The 23401-nt window shown below is 62.4% G+C and carries 26 protein-coding genes; 15 read left to right on the top strand and 11 right to left on the bottom strand.

Features of this window, described 5'->3' with window-relative positions; genetic code table 11:
- Positions 1 to 226 precede the first annotated feature (226 nt).
- Positions 227 to 1270, bottom strand: coding sequence for a zinc-dependent alcohol dehydrogenase family protein (locus ATY77_RS16560; RefSeq protein ID WP_088688165.1), 1044 nt, complete (start codon positions 1268 to 1270; stop codon positions 227 to 229).
- A gap of 250 nt (positions 1271 to 1520) precedes the next feature.
- Here ATY77_RS16560 and ATY77_RS16555 point away from each other — a divergent pair, with 250 nt between their 5' ends.
- Positions 1521 to 2408, top strand: coding sequence for a branched-chain amino acid aminotransferase (locus tag ATY77_RS16555; RefSeq protein ID WP_088688246.1), 888 nt, complete (start codon positions 1521 to 1523; stop codon positions 2406 to 2408).
- A 260-nt stretch (positions 2409 to 2668) separates the two neighbouring features.
- Here the strand turns inward: ATY77_RS16555 and ATY77_RS16550 are convergent, their stop codons facing one another.
- Entirely contained in the window at positions 2669 to 3571 is a 903-nt protein-coding gene (locus ATY77_RS16550; protein WP_088688164.1) for a LysR family transcriptional regulator, read from the bottom strand.
- Positions 3572 to 3706: 135 nt separating this feature from the next.
- Between ATY77_RS16550 and ATY77_RS16545 the strand changes: the two genes are divergently transcribed.
- The 4 genes from ATY77_RS16545 to nadE all read left to right on the top strand — a co-directional run bounded on the left by ATY77_RS16545 (position 3707) and on the right by nadE (position 8781).
- Positions 3707 to 4897 (top strand): HlyD family secretion protein, encoded by a 1191-nt coding sequence (locus ATY77_RS16545; RefSeq protein WP_088688163.1) that lies wholly within the window; start codon positions 3707 to 3709, stop codon positions 4895 to 4897.
- A 75-nt stretch (positions 4898 to 4972) separates the two neighbouring features.
- On the top strand, positions 4973 to 6589 hold the full coding sequence (locus tag ATY77_RS16540; RefSeq protein WP_088688162.1) for an MDR family MFS transporter: 1617 nt from the start codon (positions 4973 to 4975) through the stop codon (positions 6587 to 6589).
- A 27-nt stretch (positions 6590 to 6616) separates the two neighbouring features.
- On the top strand, positions 6617 to 7822 hold the full coding sequence (locus tag ATY77_RS16535; protein ID WP_088688161.1) for an adenylate/guanylate cyclase domain-containing protein: 1206 nt from the start codon (positions 6617 to 6619) through the stop codon (positions 7820 to 7822).
- A gap of 125 nt (positions 7823 to 7947) precedes the next feature.
- Positions 7948 to 8781: an ammonia-dependent NAD(+) synthetase gene (gene nadE / locus ATY77_RS16530; protein ID WP_088688160.1), complete on the top strand. Its 834-nt coding sequence runs from the start codon at positions 7948 to 7950 to the stop codon at positions 8779 to 8781.
- A gap of 12 nt (positions 8782 to 8793) precedes the next feature.
- On the opposite strand, the gene ATY77_RS16525 is transcribed toward nadE, so the two are convergent.
- Positions 8794 to 9477, bottom strand: a complete 684-nt coding sequence (locus ATY77_RS16525; RefSeq protein ID WP_088674564.1) for a glutathione binding-like protein — start codon at positions 9475 to 9477, stop codon at positions 8794 to 8796.
- A 116-nt stretch (positions 9478 to 9593) separates the two neighbouring features.
- On the opposite strand from ATY77_RS16525, the gene ATY77_RS16520 reads away from it, so the two are divergent.
- Positions 9594 to 10214, top strand: coding sequence for a TetR/AcrR family transcriptional regulator (locus ATY77_RS16520; protein WP_088688159.1), 621 nt, complete (start codon positions 9594 to 9596; stop codon positions 10212 to 10214).
- A gap of 13 nt (positions 10215 to 10227) precedes the next feature.
- On the opposite strand, the gene ATY77_RS16515 is transcribed toward ATY77_RS16520, so the two are convergent.
- Positions 10228 to 11460: a multidrug efflux MFS transporter gene (locus ATY77_RS16515; protein ID WP_088688158.1), complete on the bottom strand. Its 1233-nt coding sequence runs from the start codon at positions 11458 to 11460 to the stop codon at positions 10228 to 10230.
- A gap of 117 nt (positions 11461 to 11577) precedes the next feature.
- On the opposite strand from ATY77_RS16515, the gene ATY77_RS16510 reads away from it, so the two are divergent.
- A complete protein-coding gene (locus ATY77_RS16510; RefSeq protein WP_088688157.1) occupies positions 11578 to 11922 on the top strand; it encodes a nuclear transport factor 2 family protein in 345 nt (114 codons plus the stop codon).
- Positions 11923 to 11943: 21 nt separating this feature from the next.
- On the opposite strand, the gene ATY77_RS16505 is transcribed toward ATY77_RS16510, so the two are convergent.
- The 3 genes from ATY77_RS16505 to ATY77_RS16495 form a co-directional block, all read right to left on the bottom strand.
- A complete protein-coding gene (locus tag ATY77_RS16505) occupies positions 11944 to 12675 on the bottom strand; it encodes a sulfite exporter TauE/SafE family protein (protein WP_088688156.1) in 732 nt (243 codons plus the stop codon).
- A gap of 61 nt (positions 12676 to 12736) precedes the next feature.
- Positions 12737 to 13390: a class I SAM-dependent methyltransferase gene (locus ATY77_RS16500; RefSeq protein WP_088688155.1), complete on the bottom strand. Its 654-nt coding sequence runs from the start codon at positions 13388 to 13390 to the stop codon at positions 12737 to 12739.
- A 197-nt stretch (positions 13391 to 13587) separates the two neighbouring features.
- Positions 13588 to 13914, bottom strand: a complete 327-nt coding sequence (locus ATY77_RS16495) for a hypothetical protein (RefSeq protein WP_088688154.1) — start codon at positions 13912 to 13914, stop codon at positions 13588 to 13590.
- A gap of 210 nt (positions 13915 to 14124) precedes the next feature.
- On the opposite strand from ATY77_RS16495, the gene ATY77_RS16490 reads away from it, so the two are divergent.
- Both ATY77_RS16490 and ATY77_RS16485 read left to right on the top strand, forming a co-directional pair.
- Positions 14125 to 14727, top strand: a complete 603-nt coding sequence (locus ATY77_RS16490) for a superoxide dismutase (protein WP_003569477.1) — start codon at positions 14125 to 14127, stop codon at positions 14725 to 14727.
- Positions 14728 to 14833: 106 nt separating this feature from the next.
- Positions 14834 to 15679 (top strand): metallophosphoesterase, encoded by an 846-nt coding sequence (locus ATY77_RS16485; RefSeq protein WP_088688153.1) that lies wholly within the window; start codon positions 14834 to 14836, stop codon positions 15677 to 15679.
- Positions 15680 to 15788: 109 nt separating this feature from the next.
- Here ATY77_RS16485 and ATY77_RS16480 read toward each other — a convergent pair whose 3' ends face one another.
- Positions 15789 to 16484: a YafY family protein gene (locus ATY77_RS16480; RefSeq protein WP_088688152.1), complete on the bottom strand. Its 696-nt coding sequence runs from the start codon at positions 16482 to 16484 to the stop codon at positions 15789 to 15791.
- A gap of 129 nt (positions 16485 to 16613) precedes the next feature.
- On the opposite strand from ATY77_RS16480, the gene ATY77_RS16475 reads away from it, so the two are divergent.
- The 3 genes from ATY77_RS16475 to ATY77_RS16465 all read left to right on the top strand — a co-directional run bounded on the left by ATY77_RS16475 (position 16614) and on the right by ATY77_RS16465 (position 18936).
- The gene (locus ATY77_RS16475; RefSeq protein WP_088688151.1) at positions 16614 to 17249 is read left to right on the top strand and encodes a LysE family translocator; all 636 of its coding nucleotides are present in this window, start codon (positions 16614 to 16616) and stop codon (positions 17247 to 17249) included.
- A gap of 186 nt (positions 17250 to 17435) precedes the next feature.
- A complete protein-coding gene (locus ATY77_RS16470) occupies positions 17436 to 17876 on the top strand; it encodes a cytochrome c (protein WP_088688150.1) in 441 nt (146 codons plus the stop codon).
- Between the two features lie 145 nt (positions 17877 to 18021).
- Positions 18022 to 18936 (top strand): cytochrome c, encoded by a 915-nt coding sequence (locus tag ATY77_RS16465; RefSeq protein WP_088688149.1) that lies wholly within the window; start codon positions 18022 to 18024, stop codon positions 18934 to 18936.
- 68 nt (positions 18937 to 19004) lie between these two features.
- On the opposite strand, the gene ATY77_RS16460 is transcribed toward ATY77_RS16465, so the two are convergent.
- On the bottom strand, positions 19005 to 19634 hold the full coding sequence (locus ATY77_RS16460) for a glutathione S-transferase family protein (RefSeq protein ID WP_088688148.1): 630 nt from the start codon (positions 19632 to 19634) through the stop codon (positions 19005 to 19007).
- Between the two features lie 168 nt (positions 19635 to 19802).
- On the bottom strand, positions 19803 to 20297 hold the full coding sequence (locus ATY77_RS16455; protein WP_088688147.1) for a GNAT family N-acetyltransferase: 495 nt from the start codon (positions 20295 to 20297) through the stop codon (positions 19803 to 19805).
- Between the two features lie 262 nt (positions 20298 to 20559).
- On the opposite strand from ATY77_RS16455, the gene dmeR reads away from it, so the two are divergent.
- From dmeR to bla, 3 genes are all read left to right on the top strand, one after another.
- On the top strand, positions 20560 to 20832 hold the full coding sequence (dmeR, locus tag ATY77_RS16450) for a Ni(II)/Co(II)-sensing transcriptional repressor DmeR (protein ID WP_088688146.1): 273 nt from the start codon (positions 20560 to 20562) through the stop codon (positions 20830 to 20832).
- 25 nt (positions 20833 to 20857) lie between these two features.
- Positions 20858 to 21850 carry a CDF family Co(II)/Ni(II) efflux transporter DmeF gene (gene dmeF, locus ATY77_RS16445; RefSeq protein ID WP_088688145.1) on the top strand — a complete coding sequence of 331 codons (993 nt, stop codon included), beginning with the start codon at positions 20858 to 20860 and terminating at the stop codon, positions 21848 to 21850.
- 110 nt (positions 21851 to 21960) lie between these two features.
- Positions 21961 to 22851, top strand: coding sequence for a class A beta-lactamase (bla, locus tag ATY77_RS16440; RefSeq protein WP_088688144.1), 891 nt, complete (start codon positions 21961 to 21963; stop codon positions 22849 to 22851).
- A 58-nt stretch (positions 22852 to 22909) separates the two neighbouring features.
- On the opposite strand, the gene ATY77_RS16435 is transcribed toward bla, so the two are convergent.
- Positions 22910 to 23374 (bottom strand): hypothetical protein, encoded by a 465-nt coding sequence (locus ATY77_RS16435; RefSeq protein WP_088674446.1) that lies wholly within the window; start codon positions 23372 to 23374, stop codon positions 22910 to 22912.
- Positions 23375 to 23401 lie beyond the last annotated feature (27 nt).

Raw genomic sequence — 23401 nt, 5'->3', positions numbered from 1 at the left:
TCTTGTTGGCCTTTCTTCGGCCGCAGCCGTTAGACCCTTGCGCCATCTTTGGCAACCACCGCGATCCAGGCGGTGGTAAGCCGATGGCCCCGATATCGGTGCGGCGGACAGGTTTCGCAAGGCCTGTCCGGCTGCGGCAAATGTGCGCCGGCCGCACCGTGTCGGAAGGCTCTGCGCCTATAATACGTTGGCGTGGCTGGATAAGGCCGGCGGCCGTGCCGCTGCCTTATGAAAACCGTGTGATCACGCTGATGCCCGTCGCTTCCGCCTTGTCGAGCGCCATCAGCGCCGGCACGGCTTCTTCCAGGCTGACGCGGCGTCCGATCAGCTTCTGCGGAGCGATCTTGCCGGCGGCAAGCATCGACAGCATGGCGTCGTAGCGCCAGGCCTGCATGCCGTGGCTGCCGTAGATCTCCAGCTCGTGGCCGATCACCTGCGCCATCGGGATTTGCGGCGCGGCATGTTCGCCGAGCATCAGCCCCACCTGCACATGCCGGCCGCGCCGGCGCAGATTCTTGATCGAATTGAAGCAGGTGGCGGGATGGCCGAGCGCATCGATCGAAACATGCGCGCCGCCCTTGGTGATCTCGCGGACTGCCTCCGCCACGTCGGCGACACCGGATGCGTTGACCGTCGCCACCGCCCCGCATTCGCGCGCGAAGGCGAGCTTCTCCTCCGAGATGTCGATGCCGATCGCATTGGCCCCGAGTGCGGTGGCGATCATGATTGCCGAAAGGCCGACGCCGCCGCAGCCATGCACTGCGATCCATTCGCCGGGCTTGGTGCGCGCCTGGTCGGCGACGGCGCGGAACGAAGTGGCGAAGCGGCAGCCGAGGCTTGCCGCCGTCGCATCGTCGATCGTATCGGGCAGGTGCACCAGATTGGTGTCGGCATAATCGATCGCCACATATTCGGCGAAGGAGCCCCAATGGGTGAAACCCGGCTGGAACTGGTTGGGGCAGACCTGCTGATTGCCGGAATGGCATTCGCCGCAATGGCCGCAGCCGGAAACGAAGGGCACGGTCACCCGGTCGCCCACCTTGAAACGCATCACGCCGCGGCCGGTGGCGACGACCCGCCCGGCGAGTTCGTGGCCCGGCACATGCGGCAGGCGGATATCGGGATCATGTCCCATCCAGCCGTGCCAGTCGCTACGGCAGAGCCCGCTGGCGCCGACCGCAATGACGACACCGTCCTCGGCTGGCGTGGGGTCGGGCAGGGTGCGAATCTCGGGCGCCTTTTCGAAGGCTTCGTAATACATGGCTCTCATCGGTGTTTTCCCTTGCTGCTCCCTGCGACTGCCCCATGATGGCATGCGGCCGGCCGCCGTTCCAACCATCCATTCCATCACTTTTGCTGATGCACCCATCGCTTCAGCGCGTGCTGCTGCGCAGGAATATTGCGGCCTGACGCCGTCCTCCGGCATTTTCTTGCTTCCGCATTTTGTGGCCGGATTTCTTCTTGACCCGGCTTGCCGCGGCGGTTTTGCTTTTTCCGGCTTTAAAAAAAGGGAGGGCAACATGGCCGTCGATACATCACCCCGCTCAACCACCTGGACGCATGTCGACGGAGAGTGGCTTCCCGGCAATCCGCCGCTGATCGGGCCGACGTCGCATGCCATGTGGCTGGGCTCCTCGGTCTTCGACGGAGCCCGCTGGTTCGACGGCATCGCGCCGGACCTCGAGCTGCACTGCCAGCGTGTCAACCGCTCGGCGCTTGCCATGGGCTTGAAACCGGTGAAATCGGCCGAGGAGATCGCAGCGCTCGCCTGGGAAGGCGTTGAGAAATTCGATGGCGCGACGGCAATCTACATCAAGCCGATGTATTGGGGCGAGCACGGTTCGCCGGGCAGCGTCGTCTCCGTCGACGCCGAATCGACCCGCTTTGCGCTGTGCCTGTTCGAGGCGCCGATGGGTGGCCATGGCGGCACCAGCCTCACCGTCTCGCCCTATCGCCGGCCATCGCCGGAAACCGCAATGACCGAGGCGAAGACCGGCTCGCTCTATCCGAACAGCGGACGCATGATCGCCGAGGCTCGCAGCCGCGGCTTCGACAATGCGCTGGTGCGCGATTTGAACGGCAATGTCGTCGAGACTGCCTCGTCCAACGTCTTCCTGGTGCGCGACGGCGTGGTGATGACGCCCGCCGCCAACCGCACCTTCCTTGCCGGCATCACCCGCGCCCGGATCATCGGCCTCTTGCGGAAGGCCGGTTTCGATGTCGTCGAGACGACGCTCTCCGTCGAGGATTTCATGCAGGCCGACGAGATCTTCACCACCGGCAACTATTCCAAGGTCGTCGGCGTCACCCGCCTCGACGGCCGCGACTTTCAGGAAGGCCCGGTCACCCGCAAGGCGCTGGACCTGTACATGGACTGGGCCCACGGCAGAAGCGAGAGCGAGGAGTGAGGAATGGTCCCGCAGAGCGGGAGCAATCGATCCAGTGAATCGATTGCAATGACGAACGCCCGGAGCGCGAGCGAAGGGCTGGCGCTTTGCCCTGCCGGGCATCTCCCCTACAAGGAGGGATATCGGATGGGCGCGATGGCTTCCCCAAACAACGGGCCGTCACATGAACCGTAATTCGGGGCGAGGGATGGCTTCCTGCCAATCCCCCTTGTGGGTGAGATGCCCGGCAGGGCAGGAGGGCAATCCCCACCCGCACCCCGTCACGTCATCCACTTGCGATGCTCCGCAAATCTCTCCGCCAGGAGATCAATGAACAAACGCACCTTGGTCGCCAGATGGCTGCGGTTGGGATAGACGGCGTTGATGTTGAATTCGACCGGCCTGTAGTCCGGCATGATCTTCACCAGCCGTCCTTCGGCGATGTCGTCGAAGACCACGAAGCTCGGCGCCAGGAAGATGCCCTGGCCATTCAGCGTCAGGAAACGCAGCATTTCCGCGCTGTTGGAGACGACGTTGCCGCCGATCTTGACGCTTTCCTGCCGGCCTTCGCAATCCTCGAAGCGCCATTCCTCGCCATACGGGTAATAGGCATATTGCAGGCAATTGTGATCGGCGACCTCGGCCGGCCTTTGCGGCATCGGGTGGCTGTCGAAATAGGCCGGCGAGCAGACGAGCATATGGCGCCAGGGTGTCAGCTTGCGCGCGACAAGCGAGGAATCCGGCGGCGGCACAGTTCGGATCACCAGATCGTAGCCGTCCTCGATCATGTCGACCATTCGTTCGCCGACGCTGAAATCAAGCGCGATCGATGGATAGAGTTCCATATATTCGCTGACGACGGGCAGCAGGAAACGCACGATGGCGCTGCTGGTGTAGACCTTCAGCGTGCCGCGCGGCGTGGTGCTCAGCGCCCCCGCCGTCCGGTCGGCCTCTTCGAGCTCGGCAAGGATCTGCGAGGAGCGTTCATAATAATATTTGCCGGTTTCCGTCAGGCTCACCTTGCGCGTGGTGCGGTTGAGCAGCCTGACGCCGAGCCGATCTTCCAGCGATTGCACGTGATTGCCGACCATGGTGACGGACATGTTGAGCCGGCGCGCGGCGGCGGAGAAGCCGCCGCATTCCACCACGCGGCCAAAGACTGTGAGGCTTGTCAGCCGATCCATATTGCCCTCGGATTATCCGCTGAGAGTTGATGATCCTTCCCGATATAAGCAGATTATCACGGTGAACGGCAGGGTGCATTTTCTTCGCAACGAACAGGACCTCGTACCGAGGGGCTGGATTGAAGGAGAAGCACGATGGTTGAGTTACCGCGCAAGGATGTTTTCGACACCGCCCGGCAGGCCGATGCCGCGCCTGCTGCCGAGGCGCCTGTCGTCGAAGCTCCGGCTGTGGAAGCGCCGAAGAGAGCCGGCCGCAGAGCCGTGAAGCGTGCGGTCATCGCCGCTGCGCTGCTTGCCGGCGTCGCCTTGTCAGGCGATTTCGGCTATCGCTACTGGACGGTTGGCCGCTTCATCGAATCGACGGACAACGCCTATGTGAAGGCCGATTACACGACGGTGGCCCCGAAGGTCGCCGGGTATATCAAGGACGTGCTCGTCAACGACAACGACCCGGTCAAGGCTGGTCAGGTTCTCGCCCGCATCGACGACCGCGACTTCCAGGCCGCCCTTTCGCAGGCACGAGCCGATGTGAAGGCGGCTGAAGCCGCCGTTTCCAATATAGATGCCCAGATCGCCCTGCAGCAGTCGGTCATCGGACAGGCCAAGGCGACGATCGAGGCCTCGCAGGCCTCGCTGGATTTTGCCGTTTCCGATGCGGCGCGCTCGGCCCGGCTGATCACCAGCGGCGCCGGCACGCAGTCCCGCGCCGAACAAAGCCAGTCGGCCCGCGACCAGGCCGCAGCCGCCGTCGAGCGCGACCGGGCGGCTCTCGTCGCGGCTGAGAACAAAGTGCCTGTGCTTGAGACGGAGCGCCAGCAGGCGGTTGCGGAGCGCGACCGGGCGGCGGCTGCCGCGCGTCAGGCTGAGCTTAATCTGTCCTATACCGATATCGTCGCCGCCGTCGACGGCACGGTCGGCGCCCGTTCGATCCGCGTCGGCCAATATGTCACTTCCGGTACGCAGCTGATGGCCGTCGTGCCGCTGCATGCCGTTTATGTCGTCGCCAATTTCAAGGAAACGCAGCTGACCTACGTTCGCCCCGGCCAGCCGGTCGAGATCAAGGTCGACAGCTTTCCCGGCGCGACGATCAAGGGCCATGTCGACAGCGTTTCGCCGGCAAGCGGCCTCGAATTCTCGCTGCTGCCGCCTGACAACGCCACCGGCAACTTTACCAAGATCGTCCAGCGCATTCCGGTCAAGATCGTCATCGACGACGAGGCTCTGCGCGGCCTGTTGCGCTCGGGCATGTCGGTCGAGCCTGAAATCGATACCAAAGCCGCGCAGACCTCTGCGGCCGACGAGGGATTACTCAGCTCGGCTGGATAATCCCGATCCTTCCCCGAATGCCGCCCGAACCCCGTCATGAGAAGGTTTTCTGCGAGAACCGGAAAGAGATCAGCCATGGCCACTCTTCAGATCGCCGCAAACAGCAATTCGCTCACGCATCCCGCCGCGGTGCCCGCCCAACCCGCTGCCATCAGCCCGCTCCGCATGTGGATGGCCGTCGTCGGCTCCACGCTCGGCGCCTTCATGGCGGTCCTCAACATCCAGATCGTCAACGCCTCGCTTGCCGATATCCAGGGTGCCATCGGCGCCGGCACGGATGACGGCGGCTGGATTTCGACCTCCTACCTGATCGCCGAGATCGTCGTCATTCCTTTGAGCGGCTGGCTGACGCGGGTCTTCTCATTGCGCAACTATCTGCTCGTCAATGCCATCCTCTTCCTGATCTTCTCCATCGCCTGCGCCTTTGCGGCCAATCTGCAGCAGATGATCATCCTGCGGGCTATTCAGGGCTTTTCCGGCGGCGTGCTGATCCCGATGGCCTTCACCATCATCATCACGCTGCTGCCCAAGGCGAGGCAGCCGGTGGGTCTCGCGCTGTTTGCCCTTTCGGCCACCTTCGCACCGGCCATCGGCCCGACGATCGGCGGTTATCTCACCGAGAACTGGGGCTGGGAATATATTTTCTACGTCAACCTGGTCCCTGGCGCGCTGATGATCGGCCTGCTCTTTGCTTCGCTGGAGCGGGCGCCGATGAACCTGAAGCTGCTCGCCAGGGGTGACTGGCCGGGCATCGTCACCATGGCGATCGGGCTGGCGGCCCTGCAGACCGTGCTGGAAGAGGGCAACAAGGAAGACTGGTTCGGCTCCGATTTCATCCTCCGCCTGGCTGTTGTCGCCGCCGTCTCGCTGACGCTGTTCATCGTCATCGAGCTGAAGACCGCCCATCCGCTCCTGAACCTGCGTCTTCTGTTGCGGCGCAATTTCGGCTTCGGCATCGTCGCCAACTTCCTGCTCGGCATCGCGCTTTATGGTTCGGTTTTCGTGCTGCCGATCTATCTCGCCCGTATCCAGGGCTATAATTCCGAACAGATCGGTATGGTCCTCGCATGGACCGGCATCCCGCAACTGCTGCTGATTCCGCTGGTGCCGCGCCTGATGAAGCGTTTCGATGTCCGGCTGCTGATCGTCGTCGGCTTTGCCCTCTTTGCCGCCTCGAACTTCATGAACGTTCACATGACCGGCGATTATGCGAGCGACCAGCTCTTCTGGCCGAACATCGTGCGCGCCATAGGCCAGGCGCTCGTCTTTACCCCGCTGTCGGCCATCGCCACATCAGGTATCGAGCAGGAGAATGCCGGAACGGCATCGTCGCTCTTTAACATGATGCGCAATCTCGGCGGCGCGGTCGGCATTGCCTCGCTGCAGACCTTCCTGTCGAAGCGCGAGCAGTTCCACTCGAACATCCTGACCAACTCGGTCTCGGTCTTCGAGGAAGCCACGCGCGATCGCGTTGCAAGGCTGACAGCCTATTTCATGAACCACGGCGTCAGCGATCAGGCTCTCGCCGGCAACAAGGCCGTCGTCGCCATCGCGCTCAAAATACGCAGGCAGGCCAATATCATGGCCTTCAGCGACACCTTCTTTCTGCTCGGTGTCGCGCTCGTCGTCGCCCTGCTGGCAAGTCTGCTGCTCAGCAGGCCCGGTCAACTCTCCGGCGGCGGCGCTCACTAGCACCGTGCCCTCAAGGAGGAGAAAGCCATGACATCAGCGATCCATGCTCCCGATCTCGACCGGTCTCCGCCGAAGGCCACCGGCAATGCCGTCAGCACGGGCGCGCTGCTCTCGATCATCGAATGGCTCTCCGGCGACGAATGCCACGCGCTCGACGAAGCGGGCCTCGTCTCCGGCCTCGGCCGCAGGCTTCAGGCGCTTGGCCTGCCGGTCGACCGGCTGACCCTGCATCTGATGACGCTGCATCCTGAGTTCATCGGCCGCACCATCGCCTGGGCGCCGGGCGAGCCGGTCGAGATCCACGACCGCGAACACGGCGCCCGCGTTGCGATTGCCAATACACCGCTGCGCAAGGTCATGGACACCCGCGAACCGCTGGTCGTCGGCCTTGGCGAAAGCGTCCACGGCCGCTGGCAGCATATCGATATCTTTGCCGATCGCGGCTTGATGCAGCTCGTCATCGCGCCGCTCTGCAATGGCGAAGGTCCGGTCAGCGCCGCCGTTTTCGGCACCAGGCGGCCGGGCGGCTTCACCGCTTCCGAGCGGCAGCTGATCGAACGCATCCTGCCGGCGCTGCGAAACACCAGCGAGTTGCGCACTCTTCGCCAGGTCGAACTCAGCCTCCTCGACACCTATATTGGCCCGCTGACGGCCAGCCGGATCCTGGCCGGCCGCATCCGCCAGGGCGAGATCGAATCCATGCAGGCCGCCCTGCTGCTCTGCGATCTGCGCGGCTTTACCGAGCTGTCGAACCGGCTGCCCGGCAGCACCGTGCTCGGTCTGCTCAATGCCTATTTCGACAGGATCGTGCCGGCGATCACCCGCGAGGGCGGCGAATTGCTGAAATTCATGGGTGACGCTGTCCTCGCCTTCTTCCCGGGTTACGATGCCGCCCAATCCTGCGGTGCCGCCCTGGCATCGGCCGGCGCCATCCTCGATGAGATCGATGATTTCCGATACGAAGGCGTCGGCGTGAAGGCCGGCATCGCGCTTCATTACGGCGAGGTCAGCTATGGCAATGTCGGCTCCGGCCGCCGCCTCGATTTCACCCTTATCGGCCGCGACGTCAATCTGGTCAGCCGCATCCAGACCGCCTGCAGCGAGCTCGGAGAGGTCTTGTTGATGTCGAACCCATTCAGCCAGGAGGCGGGGGAGGGAAACGCGGTCTCTGTCGGGGCACATCAGCTGAAGGGTTTTGCAGAGCCGGTGGAGCTGTTTACGATTGTGCGGTAGGCGTGCTGCGGACCGGCCTGCCGACAGAAGATAGACGGGTTGCCCGATGAAGAGGGTACAACACGTCTTTGTTTCCCCTATCTTCGCCGGGGTTATCCATAGACTTCACAATGAGGAAAAGACCCATGACCGTGCTGTCCGACGAACAAGGCGAGATCATCCGTAAACTGGGCGTTGCCGCCGAGATCGATCCTGAGCACGAGATCGACCGCCGCACCGCTTTCCTCAAGGACTACCTCGTTGCGTCGGGCATGCGCAGTTATGTCCTCGGCATCAGCGGCGGTGTCGATTCGCTGACGGCGGCCCTGCTGGCCCAGAAGGCCGTGCGCGAGCTGCGTGACAGCGGCCATACGGCGGAATTCATCGCGGTGCGGCTTCCCTACGGTGTCCAGGCGGATGAGGCCGATGCGGAGAGGGCTCTGGAAACGATCGGCGCGGACCGCAATATGGTGGTGAATATTAAGGCGGCCGCCGATGCGATGCTTGCCGCCGCTCAGGGCGGCGGCCTTGCCTTTGCCGATGCCGGCCGGCAGGATTTCATCCTCGGCAACATCAAGGCCCGCCAGCGCATGATCGCCCAGTTCGCCCTTGCCGGCGCGCTTGGCGGCCTCGTCATCGGCACGGATCATGCGGCCGAGGCGGTCATGGGCTTCTTCACCAAGTTCGGCGACGGTGCGGCCGATATCCTGCCGCTCGCCGGCCTCAACAAGCGCCGCGTCCGCCTCTTGGCAAAGCGACTTGGCGCACCTGACGAGCTGGTCTTCAAAGTCCCGACCGCCGATCTCGAGGATCAGCGGCCGCTGCGCCCCGACGAGGAGGCCTATGGCGTCACCTATGACGAGATCGACGATTTCCTCGAAGGCAAGCCGGTCGGCGAGATCTCCCGCCGCCGGATTCTTGCCGCCTATCGCGCGACTGCTCACAAGCGGGCGCTGCCGGTCGCCGTGAACGCTCTCTGATGACCGCCGCCGTCACGGCCGCACCGGTGAGCCGCTGCGTCCGGCCGAGGCGAGATAGGCATGCGGTGCGAAATAGACGCCATCGGCATCGAAGGCCTCCAGCTCTTCTATCTGCAGCGCCTGACGCACCTTTGGGCGCGCCGCAACACGGGCCATGAAGCCGTGCAGCGTCGGCCACTGCTTGAGATCGATGCCGGTCCAGGGCGACCAGTTCAGGCAGACAAAGAGATAGGCATCCGCTACCGTGAAGGCATCGCCGGTGAGATAAGGGCCGGCAAGACGGCCGTTCAGCCAGGCGAGCCGCTTCGATATCAGCCGGCGGATCTCCTCATGCACGCTCGAATAAAGCGGATTGAAGAGCAGCACCATCGGCTTGTGCAGCTCGGCGGTGATGAAGTTGAGATAGGATTGGATTTCGTTGCGGCGGAAGTCGCCGGCCGGCGGCAGCATGGCTGCTCCATCGGGCGTGCTGTCGGCAAGGAACTGCGCGATCGCCGGTCCTTCCGTCAGCACCTTGCCGTCGTCGAGCACCAGCGCCGGCACATAACCGTTGCCGTTGATGGCGAGAAAATCCTGGCCGTCGCTCGTTCTATGGGTTTCCCGATTGACCTGCACCAGTTCGATATCGAGCCCCAGTTCGCGGCAGATGATGTGCGGCGAAAGCGAGCAGGCTGCGGCGTGCATATAAAGTTTCATGGCGGATCTCCTCTCCGATGCAGGCGCTTCATGCCGCCCGCCGATAGCGTTGAACATTTGTACTGTTTCGCATAAAATGACCTTCGTCAAGAATTTAATGCGAAACGGTACAGAATATGAAGGATGAGAAAAAGCGCGGCCGGCCGAGAGGTTTCGACGCGAAGACAGCGATCGCCAAGGCCCGGGAGGTCTTTTGGGACCGGGGCTTTGCGGCCGCTTCGCTCGATAATCTCAGTGCGGCGACCAACTTGAACCGCCCGAGCCTTTACGGCGCTTTCGGCGACAAGGAGGATCTCTATCTCGATACGCTGGAGGCCTATCGGCAGGACGGCATGGACGTGCTTGCCGAAGCGCTCGACCCGTCATTGCCGCTCTGCGACAATCTTGCCCGCGTCTATAGCGGCGCGCTTGATATCTATCTGCACGGGGAAATCGCCGCCCGCGGCTGTTTCCTGATCGGCACGGCGACGGCCGAGGCGATCCAGCATGAGCGCGTTCGCGAGGTGCTCGGCCGCAGCCTCAACGATTTCGACGGCGAGATCGAAAATCGCATGCATCTGGCTGTGGAAAGGGGCGAGCTGCCCGGGGACGCCGATCCGCAGACGCTCGCAAGGCTTGCCTCCGCCATCATGCATTCGCTCGCCGTCCGCGCTCGCGCCGGCGACAGCCGCGAGACGCTGGAAGCGATCGCCCGCTCAGGCGTCGAGCTGATCTGCGCGAGCGCCGAGCGACGCTGATAAGACATCGTCCTCAGGCGGCTGCGGTTTCCGTTTCCCTCGGTCGCACCAGCCACGCATAGGCGGCGCCGGCGAGAAGCAGCACGGAGGTGCCGAGGAAGACCGCCTGCATGCCAATATGCCCGCCGATGAAGCCGCCGAGGATGGGGCCGGCCACCTGGCCGACATATTGCGAGGAGATGGAAAGACCGAGAATACTGCCGGCGGCGCTATCGGGCACGCTGTGGCGGATGACGGCCGCGATGCAGGGCAGGAGCCCGCCGAGCGCTGCGCCCATCAGGAAACGCAGGAGAATGAGCTGCCAGGAGCTGGTGACGAAGGCCTGGGGGATCAGCAGCAGTCCGGCGACGGCGAGTGCGCCTGCGATGACAGGCCAATGGCCGATCCGGTCGGCAAGCTTTCCGAGCCACGAGGCGGAAAGGATGCTGCCGAGCGCGGCAGCCGACATGACGAGGCCTGAAATCATCGTCACTCGGCTTTGCTCGGGCACGATCTGCGCGACATAGACGGTGATGATCGGCTCGATCGACATGTTGGCGAACATTAGGAGCATGCCGGTCGCCAGCATGGCGATGACAGGCCGCCTGTCGGCAACGGATTTCCAGCCGCCGCTCGCTTTCGCCGCCTGCTTGCGGGCCGGGGACTTTTCCTCCTTGATCAGAAAGGCCGTCGCGAGAAAGGCGAGGAAGATCATGCCGCCGGCGGCGAGAAATGTGCCGCGGATGCCGATGATGGGCGGTAGCGCCCCGCCGACCAGAGGGCCGACGAGATTGCCGGCCATGATGCCGGAAGAGAGAACGCCGAGCGCCCAGGCCGAACGATCCTTCGGCGTCTGCGTCGCCACCAGCACCATCGAGCCGGAGGCATAGCCGCCGGCAAGCCCGACGAAGAGGCGCAGCGCCACCAGCTGCCAGACATTGCCGGCCATGCCCATCAGCGAGATCGCCAGCGTCATGCCGAGGCTTGCGCGCATCAGCATCAGCTTGCGGCCGTAGATATCGCCGAGCCGCCCCCAGAGCGGCGCGACGAGAGCTGCGGCGAAGAAGGTGGCGCCATAGGCGATGCCCGACCATTGCACGATCGCCGCATGGTCGCTGACGCCGAGTTCCTCGACATAGAGCGGCAGGAAGGGCAGCAGCAGCGTCATCGCCACGATCGTGGTGAAGGAGCCGATCAGCGAGATGGCGAGATTGCGCTTCCAGTAGATCGAACCGGGCCTTGCGGCGTCCCATTGCTTGTCTGTCATTCCCTGCCTCGGCATCAAACTTGCAGCGCAGTTGCACCGCAACCTGGATCATCTCAAATAAAAGTGCTAGGACATAACCGATTGCGAGACGCAATCGGTTAATCGGAGGACATCGCCTTGGACGCCATGGACTCATCCCGCGAGCGGACCGTCCGCGATCTTTACGCCGCCTATCTCGGCGACCGCAAGGATCTCGTCGGCGCCATGCTGACCGAGGACTTTACTTTCTCCAGTCCGCGCGACGACCATATCGACCGGGCTGCTTATTTCGACCGTTGCTGGCCGAAGGAACCGCTCTTCCGCGATATCGTGATAGAGTTCCTGGCGGTTGGCGGTGATGAGGCGGTGGTCCGCTACCGCGCCGAGAAACTCGAGGGTGGCAGTTTCCACAACATGGAGAGCTTTCGCTTCCGCGGCGAGAAGATCGCGTCCGTCGAGGTCTATTTCGGCCGGAATCTGTAACCCTGCCAAGGCGGCCACGCGTTACAGAAGCCGGAGCGCCGACGTCGCGATGATGATCATCGAAACCGCCACCATCAGCGGCCGCACCGGCAGCCGTTTGACGAGGATGGCGCCGAAAGGGGCGGCGATGACGCCGCCGATGATGAGGCCGATCGCCGAATTAAGCTCCGACCAGCCGAGGGTCACGACGAAGGTCACGGAAATCGTCAGCGTCACAGCAAACTCGGTGAAATTGGTCGAGCCGATCACCCGCTTGAGGTCGTGGCCGCGGCCGACGAGCGTGCTGGTGACGATCGGGCCCCATCCGCCGCCGCCGATCGCATCGAGCACGCCGCCGCAAAGCCCGACCGGCGGCACGGCCCAGTCACGCACCTCGCGCTGCAGCGGCGGGCGGAAGGCCTTGTAGAGGATCAGCAGTCCGATCGCGACCAGGTATGCCGACACGTAGGGTTCGATCGTCTTGCCGTCGATATTGACAAGCAGATAGGCGCCGATCGCCCCGCCGATCATGCCGGCCGGCGCAAGCCGCGCCACCAAACGCCAGTCGATGTTGCGATGATAGGCATGCGAGAGCCCTGACGCGGCGGTCGTGAACATTTCCGTCACATGCGTCATGGCGCTGGCATTGGCCGCCGGCACACCGAAGGCGAGAAGACTCGTCGTGGAAAGCACGCCGAAGGCCATGCCCAGTGCGCCGTCGACGATCTGTGCGCAGAAACCCACGACGATGAAGAAGAAGAAATCCGATGTCATGCAGTCCCCTCGGACGAACGGTAGCATCAGAACATGCGACGCGGGAAGAGAAGTTTCCGTCTCAGGCGGCAAATCCGCGCTGCCTCAGCCGGACGATCTTGAAGAAGCCGTTCGGAAAGACCGGCAGGATATCGGTAGCAGCAAAATCGCCGCGGCGTTCGGCCCACCCAAGGATGCGGTGGATGCGAAAGGCGGAGGACCAGCCGATATGGCGCACCAGCGGCGCCACCGCCGCCTCGATCCTGCCCTGCAGGCCGGCGCCGTCGCCGAGCTTGCTTGCAAGAATGATCTCGCCGCCCGGCCGCAGCACCCTTGCGCATTCGTCCAGCGCCCGCTCGGGGTCGGGGATGAGGGTGATGACGAAAGGCAGGCAGACCGCATCGAAGGACCGGTCGGCAAAGGCGAGCGCATGTGCGTCCATCACCTCCAGCGCCTGCACATGCTGCAGGTTTTCACGCCTGGCTTTTTCGCGGGCGCGCGCGATCATGTGTTCGGAAATGTCGATGCCGGTCACCCTGCAGCGGCTGGGATAGTGCCCGAGCGTCAGGCCGGTGCCGACGCCGATCTCCAATATGTCGGTGCCGGCATCAGCGGCGAGTGCGGCAAGCTTGCGGTGGCCGTCGCGCAATATGCCGCGATAGACGCGGTCATAGACAGGTGCCCAGCGCTGATAGATTTTCTGCTGATCTTCCGCACTGCTGCGAAGCTCTGACATCCGGAACCTCCCTGCTGCATAACCCCGAAAGTCCGAATCGGTGTCTCGAAAGATTACGCGCCATTTCAAACAAATTAGAGCGCCTCGTGTATCCCGCCACAACGTCCGGCGCTCTAAAGCCCAATCTTCAACTCCTAAGAGTGGGTTTCGGTTCCGTCAGTACATCACGCAACGGCATCAAACCGGTGCGGCGGCTGCTATTTTGCCGGCGTGAGCCCGAGCTTCCCGGCGTCCAGCTCGCTGCCGATCTCGACGGTCTTCTTTTGCTTGTCGTAGACACAGATCTGGGCGATCAGCCCCTTGGCGCCTTTCGGCTTGCCGGTCAGCAGGGCGAGCCCGTAATGGGACGTGCCGAAAGGATCGACGGCAGCGACGGGTTTCTCGATTGCGACCGCCGCCTTCTTGCATTTGGCTTCCACATCGGCGGCAAGCTGCTGCCAGGCCTCGACGGAGGAGGCGTGTGCGGCGCCGGCAGCGGAAAGAAGCGCGGCCGCGGCCAGAAGCTGGATTATATTCCTGTTCATCTCGGTTCTCCGTTGCTGTGACTGCTGGAAAGCCATTTTCGCGGCGGGTATGTCAGCGATTTGCAGGCGCAATTCCAGCCTTGCAACTGAGGCAAATTTTCCTCCGGTTGATCGTTTTTTGATATTTCGCCGGTTGCCTCTCCCACGTTCCCCTCCTATGTTCCGGCTCACCTGCCGATGACGCAATCTATTGCCAAGAGGAGATCTGACATGGCTTTCGAATTGCCTGAACTTCCCTATGATTACGAAGCGCTTGCTCCCTTCATGTCGAAGGAAACGCTGGAGTTTCACCACGACAAGCACCATAAGGCCTATGTCGACAACGGTAACAAGCTCGCCGCCGAAGCCGGCCTTTCGGATCTCTCGCTCGAAGATGTCGTGAAGAAGTCTTTCGGCACCAATGCCGGCCTCTTCAACAATGCCGCCCAGCACTACAACCACATCCATTTCTGGAAGTGGATGAAGAAGGGCGGCGGCGGCAACAAGCTGCCCGGCAAGCTCGAAGCAGCCTTCGCCTCCGATCTCGGCGGCTATGACAAGTTCAAGGCCGATTTCGCCAACGCCGGCGCCACCCAGTTCGGCTCCGGCTGGGCCTGGGTTTCCGTCAAGAACGGCAAGCTCGAAATCTCCAAGACCCCGAACGGCGAAAACCCGCTCGTTCATGGCGCCACCCCGATCCTCGGCGTCGACGTCTGGGAACACTCCTATTACATCGACTATCGCAACGCCCGCCCGAAATATCTCGAGGCCTTCGTCGATAGCCTGATCAACTGGGACTACGTCCTGGAACGCTACGAAGAAGCCACGAAGTAAGCGGCATCTGCTTTTGAATTCTGCACCCGGCGCCCAAACGCCGGGTGTTTCGTTTTCGCGGGAAAGCCGTCACATCCCTGTCACCGGCCGCTCCTAATCACGCTCCATGTCTTCTTCCGCTCTCCCCCTGTTCCGTTTCGGCATCATCGCCGACCCGCAATATGCGGCAATCCCCCCGCATGCGGCCATGGACCGCCATTACGCCAACAGCCTCGCCAAGGTCGCCGAAGCGATCGAGGTCTTCAACGGCTGCGAATTGAGTTTCGTCATGACGCTCGGCGATGTCATCGACCGCAGCTTCGCAAGCTTTGACGATATTCTTCCGGTCTATGGAAAACTGAGGCACGAGGCGCTGTTCCTGCTCGGCAACCACGATTTCTCGGTTTCCGCAGGGCATCTCTCCGAAGTCTCCGCGCGCTTGGGCATGCCGTCGCCCTATTACAGTTTCTCGCGTCATGGCTGGCGCTTCGTCGTGCTCGACGGCAACGAGGTCAGCATTTTCGCGCCGGCCGAAGGCCATCACCACCGCGTCCTTGCCGCGCAGATGCTGGCGGAGCTGCAGGTCAGGGGCGCCCGCAATGCCCACCGCTGGAACGCGGCGCTGAGCGACGAGCAGTTCGCCTGGCTCGGCGATCAAATCGCAAGCGCGGCGGCGGCCGGCGAAAAGGTGATCGTCATGAATCACTATCCGGTCCATCCGCCCGGCGAGCATGGCATGTGGGACAGCGAGCGCATCGTCGCGCTGCTCGCTTCACAAGGCAATGTCGTCGCCTATCTCAACGGCCATGACCATGTCGGCAATTATGACAAGGCTGGCGCCTGTCACTTCGTCAATTTCAAGGGCGTGGTCGACACCGAGACGCAAAACGCCTTCGCGATCGTCGAAGTCCATGCCGACCGCATCGAAATCCGCGGCTTCGGCCGTGAGGAGAGCCGGACACTGCCTTATTAAAGCGTGTCGCGCAAAAGTGTGCGCGGTTTTGCGATAACGACACGCTTAAAAACAAAGACTTAGAGCGCGGCCAGCGAAGCTGAAAGATCGCGACGTGCTTTAAGCCGCATCACGCAGGCACGGCCTTTTCCGTCCAGCCTCTGGTCCAGAGTTCCCGCAGCCTGTCGCCGTCGCCTTTGAAGAAATCCTCGGCTGCCGCGCAACGCTCCACCCGGTCGCTGCGGAAATTGCGGATCGCCTGGCGCAGCTCGCACCAGGCGACGATGTTGGCGGTCTCAGAATAGTAGATCAGCGCGATCGGTCGGATCGTCCTTTCGGTCGCACGGCCGAGTTCGTCACGGTAGCCGAGCTCGAGCTTGCGTTCGTCGCGGATCGCGCGCCGCACGATTGCAAGATCGAGCCCGACAGGCGGCTGGGCGATCGTGCCCCAGGCATAGAGCGCTTTGTTGTCCATCGCCTGGCGCAGCGGTGCCGGCACGGCCCCGGCGATCTTTTGATTGACGCGGCGGGCTGCCTGCTTGAGTTCTTCGTCGGCCGTCCGCTCAAGCAGCGCCAGCGCCAGTACGATCGCCTCCATCTCCTCGATCGAAAACATCAGCGGCGGCAGGTCGAAGCCTGGCCGCATGATGTAGCCGATGCCGCGCCCGCCTTCGATCGGAACCCGCATCGCCTGAAGTGCGGCGATATCGCGGTAGATCGAGCGGACGGTTACCTCCAGCGCCTCGGCCATCGCTGCCGCCGTCATAGGCTTTCTCGCCAGCCTGAGGATCTGAATGATCTCGAAAAGCCGTGAGGCCTTGCGCATTTTCCTGCCTCCGCTCCCAACGCTCCTGACAATACACTGTCAGTTGGGTTTCGCTATAGAGCCGCCTATCGAATTGAAATCAATCACAGTCTTTCAAAAATCCCGAAAGACGCAGGGCGGACAACTGACATGAACTACCATGAAAATCTCTGGCTCTTCTTCACCCTTCTCTTCGGCATCATCATCGTGCCTGGAATGGACATGCTCTTCGTGCTCGCCAATTCGTTGACCGGCGGCATCAAACGCGGCCTAGCTGCGACCGGCGGCATCATGGCGGGCGGCGCCGTGCATTCGGCCTATGGCGCGGCCGGCGTCGGCATGCTCGTCACCATGCTGCCGCAGCTTTTCAACGTTCTGCTTTTTGCCGGCGTCGCCTACATGATCTGGATCGGCATTTCGCTGATCCGCAGCTCGATCACCGTCGAAGCGGTCGGCCCGGGAACGGCGCATTCCAGCTGGCGCGCCTTCCGCCAGGGCGCGGTCACCTGTCTCGTCAATCCGAAGGCTTATATTTTCATGTTCGCGGTTTACCCGCAGTTCCTGAGGCCGGAATACGGCCCGATCTGGATGCAGGGCCTGATCATGGGCGCCATGACCGTGACCACCCAGTTCGCCATCTACGGCACGCTGGCAATGACGGCCGGGCACAGCCGTGACCTCTTGGTCGCAAATCCCGACGCCACGGCCTTTGTCGGGCGTTGCGCCGGATTGCTGCTGGTTGCAGTCTCCGCGCTTAGCCTCTGGCAGGGCTGGAAGAGCGCCTGAGCCTTGATGCCTGTCATCCAAAAGCGCGTCGCATGAAGCAAATTCGACGCGGCGCACTTTCGCTGCTTATCACATTGTTTTTATGGTCATCCGGCAAAACGTGACCACCTGGATGCATGGATTTTGTCATGCTCCCGGTGCAGATTGGCCACCGGCCGTCCCGGCCGAGGAAAATGGAGAGGAAATATGAATTGGAAAGCAGTAGCTGCCGCCGCAGCGATGGCCGGCATAGCCTTGGGTGCGGTGAACGCCGCCGACGGCACCCATGATTCGCGTGTGGCGCTGATGAAGCAGATCGGCGGCTCGACCGGTGCGCTTGCAGCGATCGCAAAAGGCGAAAAGCCCTACGACGCCGAGGCGGTGAAAGTGGCGCTGACGAAGATTGCCGCTACATCCAAAGTCTTCCCCGACCAATTCAAGCCGGATAGCGACAAGAGCGATCCCGGTGTGAGCCCGAAGATCTGGGAAAACATGGACGACTTCAAGGCTCGCGCTGAAAAGCTCTCCACCGATGCCGAAACCGCGCTTGCCCAACTCCCGGCGGATTCCGCTGCCGTCGGCGCCACCCTTAATACGCTCGGCGCGAATTGCGGCGGCTGTCACAAGGCCTATCGTCTCAGCAAATGAGCGATAGGCCGTCCGGGCAATTCCAGCGGAAATGCTGCGGATAATCGATCCGCGCCGGCCTTGCCGCCGGCGCGGTTCACTTTATCTCCGCGTACGTGTCGCGGAATTGATCGGCGGGAATTGTCATTAAAGGGGGAGGCGGTGCATGGTCCGCAGGTTCATCCGAGTTCTGCTCTGTCTGATTGGCGTCGCTGTCCTCGGCGGTGGCGCCTTCTATCTCGTCACGGCTCCCGATCCCCTGCCGGAGAGCCATTGGGCGGATCTCGGCACGCCGGACACGGCAAATGGCGAGATGGTCTTCTGGGCGGGCGGCTGCGTCAGCTGCCATGCCGCGCCCGGCTCGGAAGGTGATGCCAAGCTGACGCTCTCAGGCGGTCTCGCGCTGAAGAGCCCCTTCGGCACCTTCCACGTGCCGAACATCTCGCCGGATGAGAAGGCAGGCATTGGCGCCTGGACGCTTGCCCAGTTCGGCAATGCGATGAAGCGCGGCGTCGGCCCCGATGGCCAGCATCTCTACCCGTCTTTTCCCTATGGTTCCTATGCCCGCATGAGCGACAAGGACGTCAACGATCTCTTCGCCTTCATGAAAACCCTGCCGAAGAGCGCGAACGTCGCGCCGCCGCATGAACTGCCGTTCCCCTTCAACATCCGGCTTGCACTCGGCGGCTGGAAGTTCCTCTATTTCAACGATCAGCCGCGCGTGGCGCTGGCAAAGAGCGACGACAAGGTCAAACGCGGGCAATATCTCGTCGAAGGCCCGGGCCATTGCGGCGAATGCCATACGCCGCGTGATCCACTCGGCGGCTTCGAGACCAATATGTGGCTCGCCGGCGCGCCGAATCCGGAAGGCGAGGGCCGCATACCCGACATCACCCCGGCCTCCAAGAGCATCGGCAGCTGGAGCGAAGCCGATATCGCGAGCTACCTCGAAACTGGCTTCACGCCGGATTTCGATAGCGTCGGCGGCTCGATGGTCGACGTGCAACAGAACATCGCCCATCTGCCGGCCGCCGACCGCGAGGCGATCGCGGCCTATCTGAAGGCTGTGCCGGGGAAGTAAGGCTTGTCGCGGCAAATTGTGCAGCGGTTCTGCGGCCGCTTCATTCCGGAAGTCGATCTCGATCCTGTTTAGAGGGACGTGGGACCAGGCATGAGATCATAGGGGTGGCGCCAGCCGGGCATGCTGCTGATACGATCTTTCCAGGCTGCGATAGCCGGAAAGGCGCTGTGATCAATTCCGGTATCCTCCGGCATGAAGACGTAGCCCGCCAAAGAGAGATCTGCGATCGTCAGCCGGTCGCCGACCATAAAGGCCCGATGGGCTAGATGTTCATCAACAATCGCATAGGCAGCTTTGGCTCTCATCCTCAAAAACTCGACGACGGGCGTCTCGCCGCTCTTCTGGAGGCCATACATGAACCGCAGCGTCGCGTAATAGCTGGTGAATTTATGATTGTCGAAGAGGATCCAACGCATGATGTCGCGTCGTTCTTCGGCTGTCTGCGCCCCAAAATGGCCTGTCACCTCTGACAGATAATCCAAGATAATCCCCGATTGGCTGATCTTCGTTTGCCCATGTTCGAGCACCGGCGCTTCGCCCTGTTCGTTGACAGTTTTTCGCCATTCTTCATTTCGCGTTTCGCCGCCTAGATAATCGACGAAGATGCTTTCCCATTCGATGCCGGCAAGTGCAAAAAAGAGCGCGACCTTGTAACAGTTTCCAGAGAGAGCGAAGCAATGAAGTTTGAAATCAGGCATGAAAGCTCCTTAGGCGATTGAATAAAGTGTCAGCAGTACCGAAGCGAGCTCAGGCCGACTCGATCGGAACCGTAGAAATCTGAATAGATATGCCGCGCGTGAGCTGGCAAGGATAACAGACAGCTCCCCCTATCGAGCTAGGCAAGCAGACCTTCGATGCATTCAACCCTAAGCGATCGGCTGCATGTAACGCATGCCCGTCACGGGGCGCGGCGTGAAATCCATTTGTTCGTAGAATCGATGTGCCAGCACGTTTCCGGTCGCTGCGCTGACGGAAAGGTAGCCGCAGCCGGCATTGCGCGCGGTCTCGCGGGCGCGGTCGACGAGCAGCTGGCCGGTGCCGTGGCCGCGATGGCCGTCGCGCACGAAGAGATGATGTAGGTCCATGCCGCGCTTGCCTTCCTGCGCCCTGTAGAGCGGCACGAGAATGGCGTAGCCGATCAGCCCTTCGCTGGTTTCCGCGACCAGCGCATGGATCCAGGGCAGGGGGCCGAACAGGTCGCGCTCCAATTGCTCCGGTGTCGTGCCTGAGGGGTCGCCGTGATGGGCGGCCAGCAGGGCGATCATCTCGTTAAGCTCGGGCAGGTCGCGCGGCTTGGCGGCACGGATCGTCACCACCGAGGGGCGCATCAGTGAAATTTCGCTGTCTTCGATTTCGGTCATGGTCTTCGCGTCCTTTGATATTCTGCCGTCAGGACGCTGCCGATACAACAAAGCCGCCTGACGGCGGCTTGTTGACAATATGATCTGTCCGGCCGCCCTTTACAGGTACAGCCAAAAATACGAGCGGCTCTGGTGCGCGTTCTTGATCATGGCGCATCAATCGCCGCAAACGCGGCGTTTGTCAATGGCGGATCGGCATGCAAGGGCATTGCCTGGATTTTTCCGCTTGATAATATACCCCCCTATCCTTAGGAAATCGGCCATGTCTCACACCACCCTTCAGAAAAAGAAGCTCATCGCCCGTATCAGCCGCCTCAAAGGGCAGATGGAAGCGGTCGAGCGCGCACTCGAGGCCGAGCGCCCGTGCGGCGAAATCCTGCAGCTTCTCGCATCGGTGCGCGGCGCCCTGACGGGGCTGACCGGCGAGGTGCTGGACGACCACCTGCGCGAACATGTGCTGAATGCCGAAAACGATGCGGCTAGGGCGGAAGCGGTCGAGGAAATATCGGAAGTGCTGAGAACCTATATCCGCTGAGTGTTTCGCGTAGAAGGAGCCTGCAATGAGTGCCGGGATCGAGAAGGCTGGAATGGAAGCCCTGGAACATGATCATGTTTTCCTCGGCGCCGATCACGCGGCGAACGAGCGGCGTATCTGGCTGGTGATCGCCCTGACGGCTGCGATGATGGTGGCCGAAATTGCCGCCGGCACCGTCTACGGCTCCATGGCGCTCGTCGCCGACGGCTGGCATATGTCGACCCATGCCAGCGCGCTGTTGATTTCGGCGCTCGCCTATCTCTTCGCCCGGAAGCAGGCGCGCAATCCGCGTTTCACCTTCGGCACCGGCAAACTCGGCGATCTCGCCGGCTTCGCCAGCGCCATCGTTCTGGCGTTGATTGCCTTGTTGATGGCCTGGGAAAGCGTGCTCCGCCTGACAAATCCCGTGCCGATCGGTTTTGCCCAGGCGATCGCCGTGGCGGTCATCGGCCTTGCCGTCAATCTTGCCAGCGCCTGGCTGCTCGGCGGCGGTGGCCACGCCCGTGGTCATCATGCGCATCACCAAGGCCACCACCATCACGCTCATAGCGGCCACGATCACCACGGCCACAGCCACGAGCACCACGGAAAGACCGGCGACAACAATATCCGCGCCGCCTACCTGCACGTCATCGCCGATGCTTTGACCTCCGTCTTCGCTATCGCGGCACTGACGCTTGGGAGCCTCTATGGCTGGCTGTGGCTCGATCCCCTCATGGGAATCGTCGGCGGTTTGGTGATCGCCAATTGGTCCTGGAGCCTGATGAAAGCTTCGGGCGGCGTCCTTCTCGACGTCATGCCCGAAGGGGAGACTCTTCCGGGAGAAATCCGGGAGGCGATCGAGACGGAGCATGACCGGATTACCGATCTGCATGTCTGGCAGGTCGGCCCCGGCCATCATGCCGCCATCGTCGCGGTCGTCACCTCGCAGCCGCGCGACCCGGCCTTCTACAAGGGCAGGCTGTCGGCGCTTGAAGAATTGTCGCATGTGACGGTCGAGGTCACGCGCGCCGCATAAGAGGTGCGGCGGACGACGGGCTTGCCGCGTCCGGATGATATGATCCCGTGTGGACGAGATCCCGCCGCAATCGCGCCTTAGCTCTGTCCGCCTCACCGCCGGAGGATTTCATGGATCTCAACCTTACTCGCCGCATGCTGATCGGCTCGGCCTTTTGCCTGCCTGCGCTTGCCCTTCCCGTCAGGGCTCAGGAAACGAGCGGGGAGGGTGACGACAACGTCGAGCGCCGCCTTGCCGCGCTGGAGAAGCGCACCGGCGGCCGCCTCGGCGTATCGGTCCTCGACACCCAGACGAGCATCACCTTCGGCTATCGCGGCAGCGAGGCCTTTCCGATGTGCAGCACCTTCAAGGCGCTGGCCGCGGGCTTTGTCCTTGCCCGCGTCGACAAGGGCGATGAGAGCCTTGATCGGAGAGTGAGCTACGGCAAGGAGAAGCTCGTCGACTATTCTCCGATCAGCGAAAAACATGCAGGCGCGGACGGCATGACGATCGCCGAACTCTGCGAGGCAGCCGTGACGGTCAGCGACAACACGGCCGGCAACCTGCTCCTCGAAAGCTTCGGCGGACCGCCTGGTTTGACCGACTGGCTGCGCTCGATCGGTGACGGCACGACGCGTCTCGACCGCACCGAGCCCACTTTGAACGAGGGCAGGAAAGGCGACCCACGCGATACGACGACACCGGATGCCATGCTCGACACGCTCGGCAATCTGACGCTCGGCTCGGTCCTCACGGAAACCTCCTGCAGCAGGTTGATCGCCTGGCTGGTGGCAAGCACCACAGGCAAGGAGCGGCTCAGGGCCGGTCTGCCTCAGGATTGGAAAGTCGGCGACAAGACCGGCACTGGCCAGAACGGCTCGCTCGGCGATATCGCCGTCATCTGGCCGCCCGACCGCGGCCCGATCGTCGCCGCCGTCTATATCACCGAAGCGACCGTGCCGGCGAAGGATCTCAATCCGATCTTCGCCGAGGTTGGGCGGATGATTGTCGAGATGGTTTGAATACAAAAAATGCGGCGGAGAGAGCCTTCCGCCGCATGTGAAGTTCGGTTTCTCCCGATCAGGTCGCGGGAACGTCCTCTGCCGTCTCGGTGCCGTCATCTTCGACACCTGCCATCTCGCGCTTGATCTGCTCGGCGATTTCTTTCTCGATCGCAGCGCGCTGATCGGCGGGCATTGCGGCGAGATCGGCTTCGGTGAGATCGTGCTGCTCGAGATAGCGGGCGCGGATATATTCCGCCGGCGTCATGTTGCCCCATTTGGAGAATTCGTCGACCAGTGAGTCGTGAGCAGCCTTCGCTGCCGCTTCTTCGTCCGAAGGCGGATTGATGTAAGGGCCTTCGCTGCTTTGAAGGGCCCAGATGGTATTGGCGATCGACGGCGGCGTGCTGCTCGGTTCGAGCGCCGGTCCGCCACCCCGCGCCGTCGAGGCGAATTCGGTGGTCTGCTGATTCCTGGATTTGGCCGGCTGATCGAAAAGACCGCCCACTCCGTAATAGTTGCGAAGACTGCTGCTGATTTCCATGAAAAATCTCCCCGAAAACGGGGAGAT

Origin of the sequence: Rhizobium sp. R634, from assembly GCF_002211305.1 — a bacterium.
GTDB lineage: Bacteria > Pseudomonadota > Alphaproteobacteria > Rhizobiales > Rhizobiaceae > Rhizobium.
This window is presented reverse-complemented; position numbering and strand designations above follow the sequence as displayed.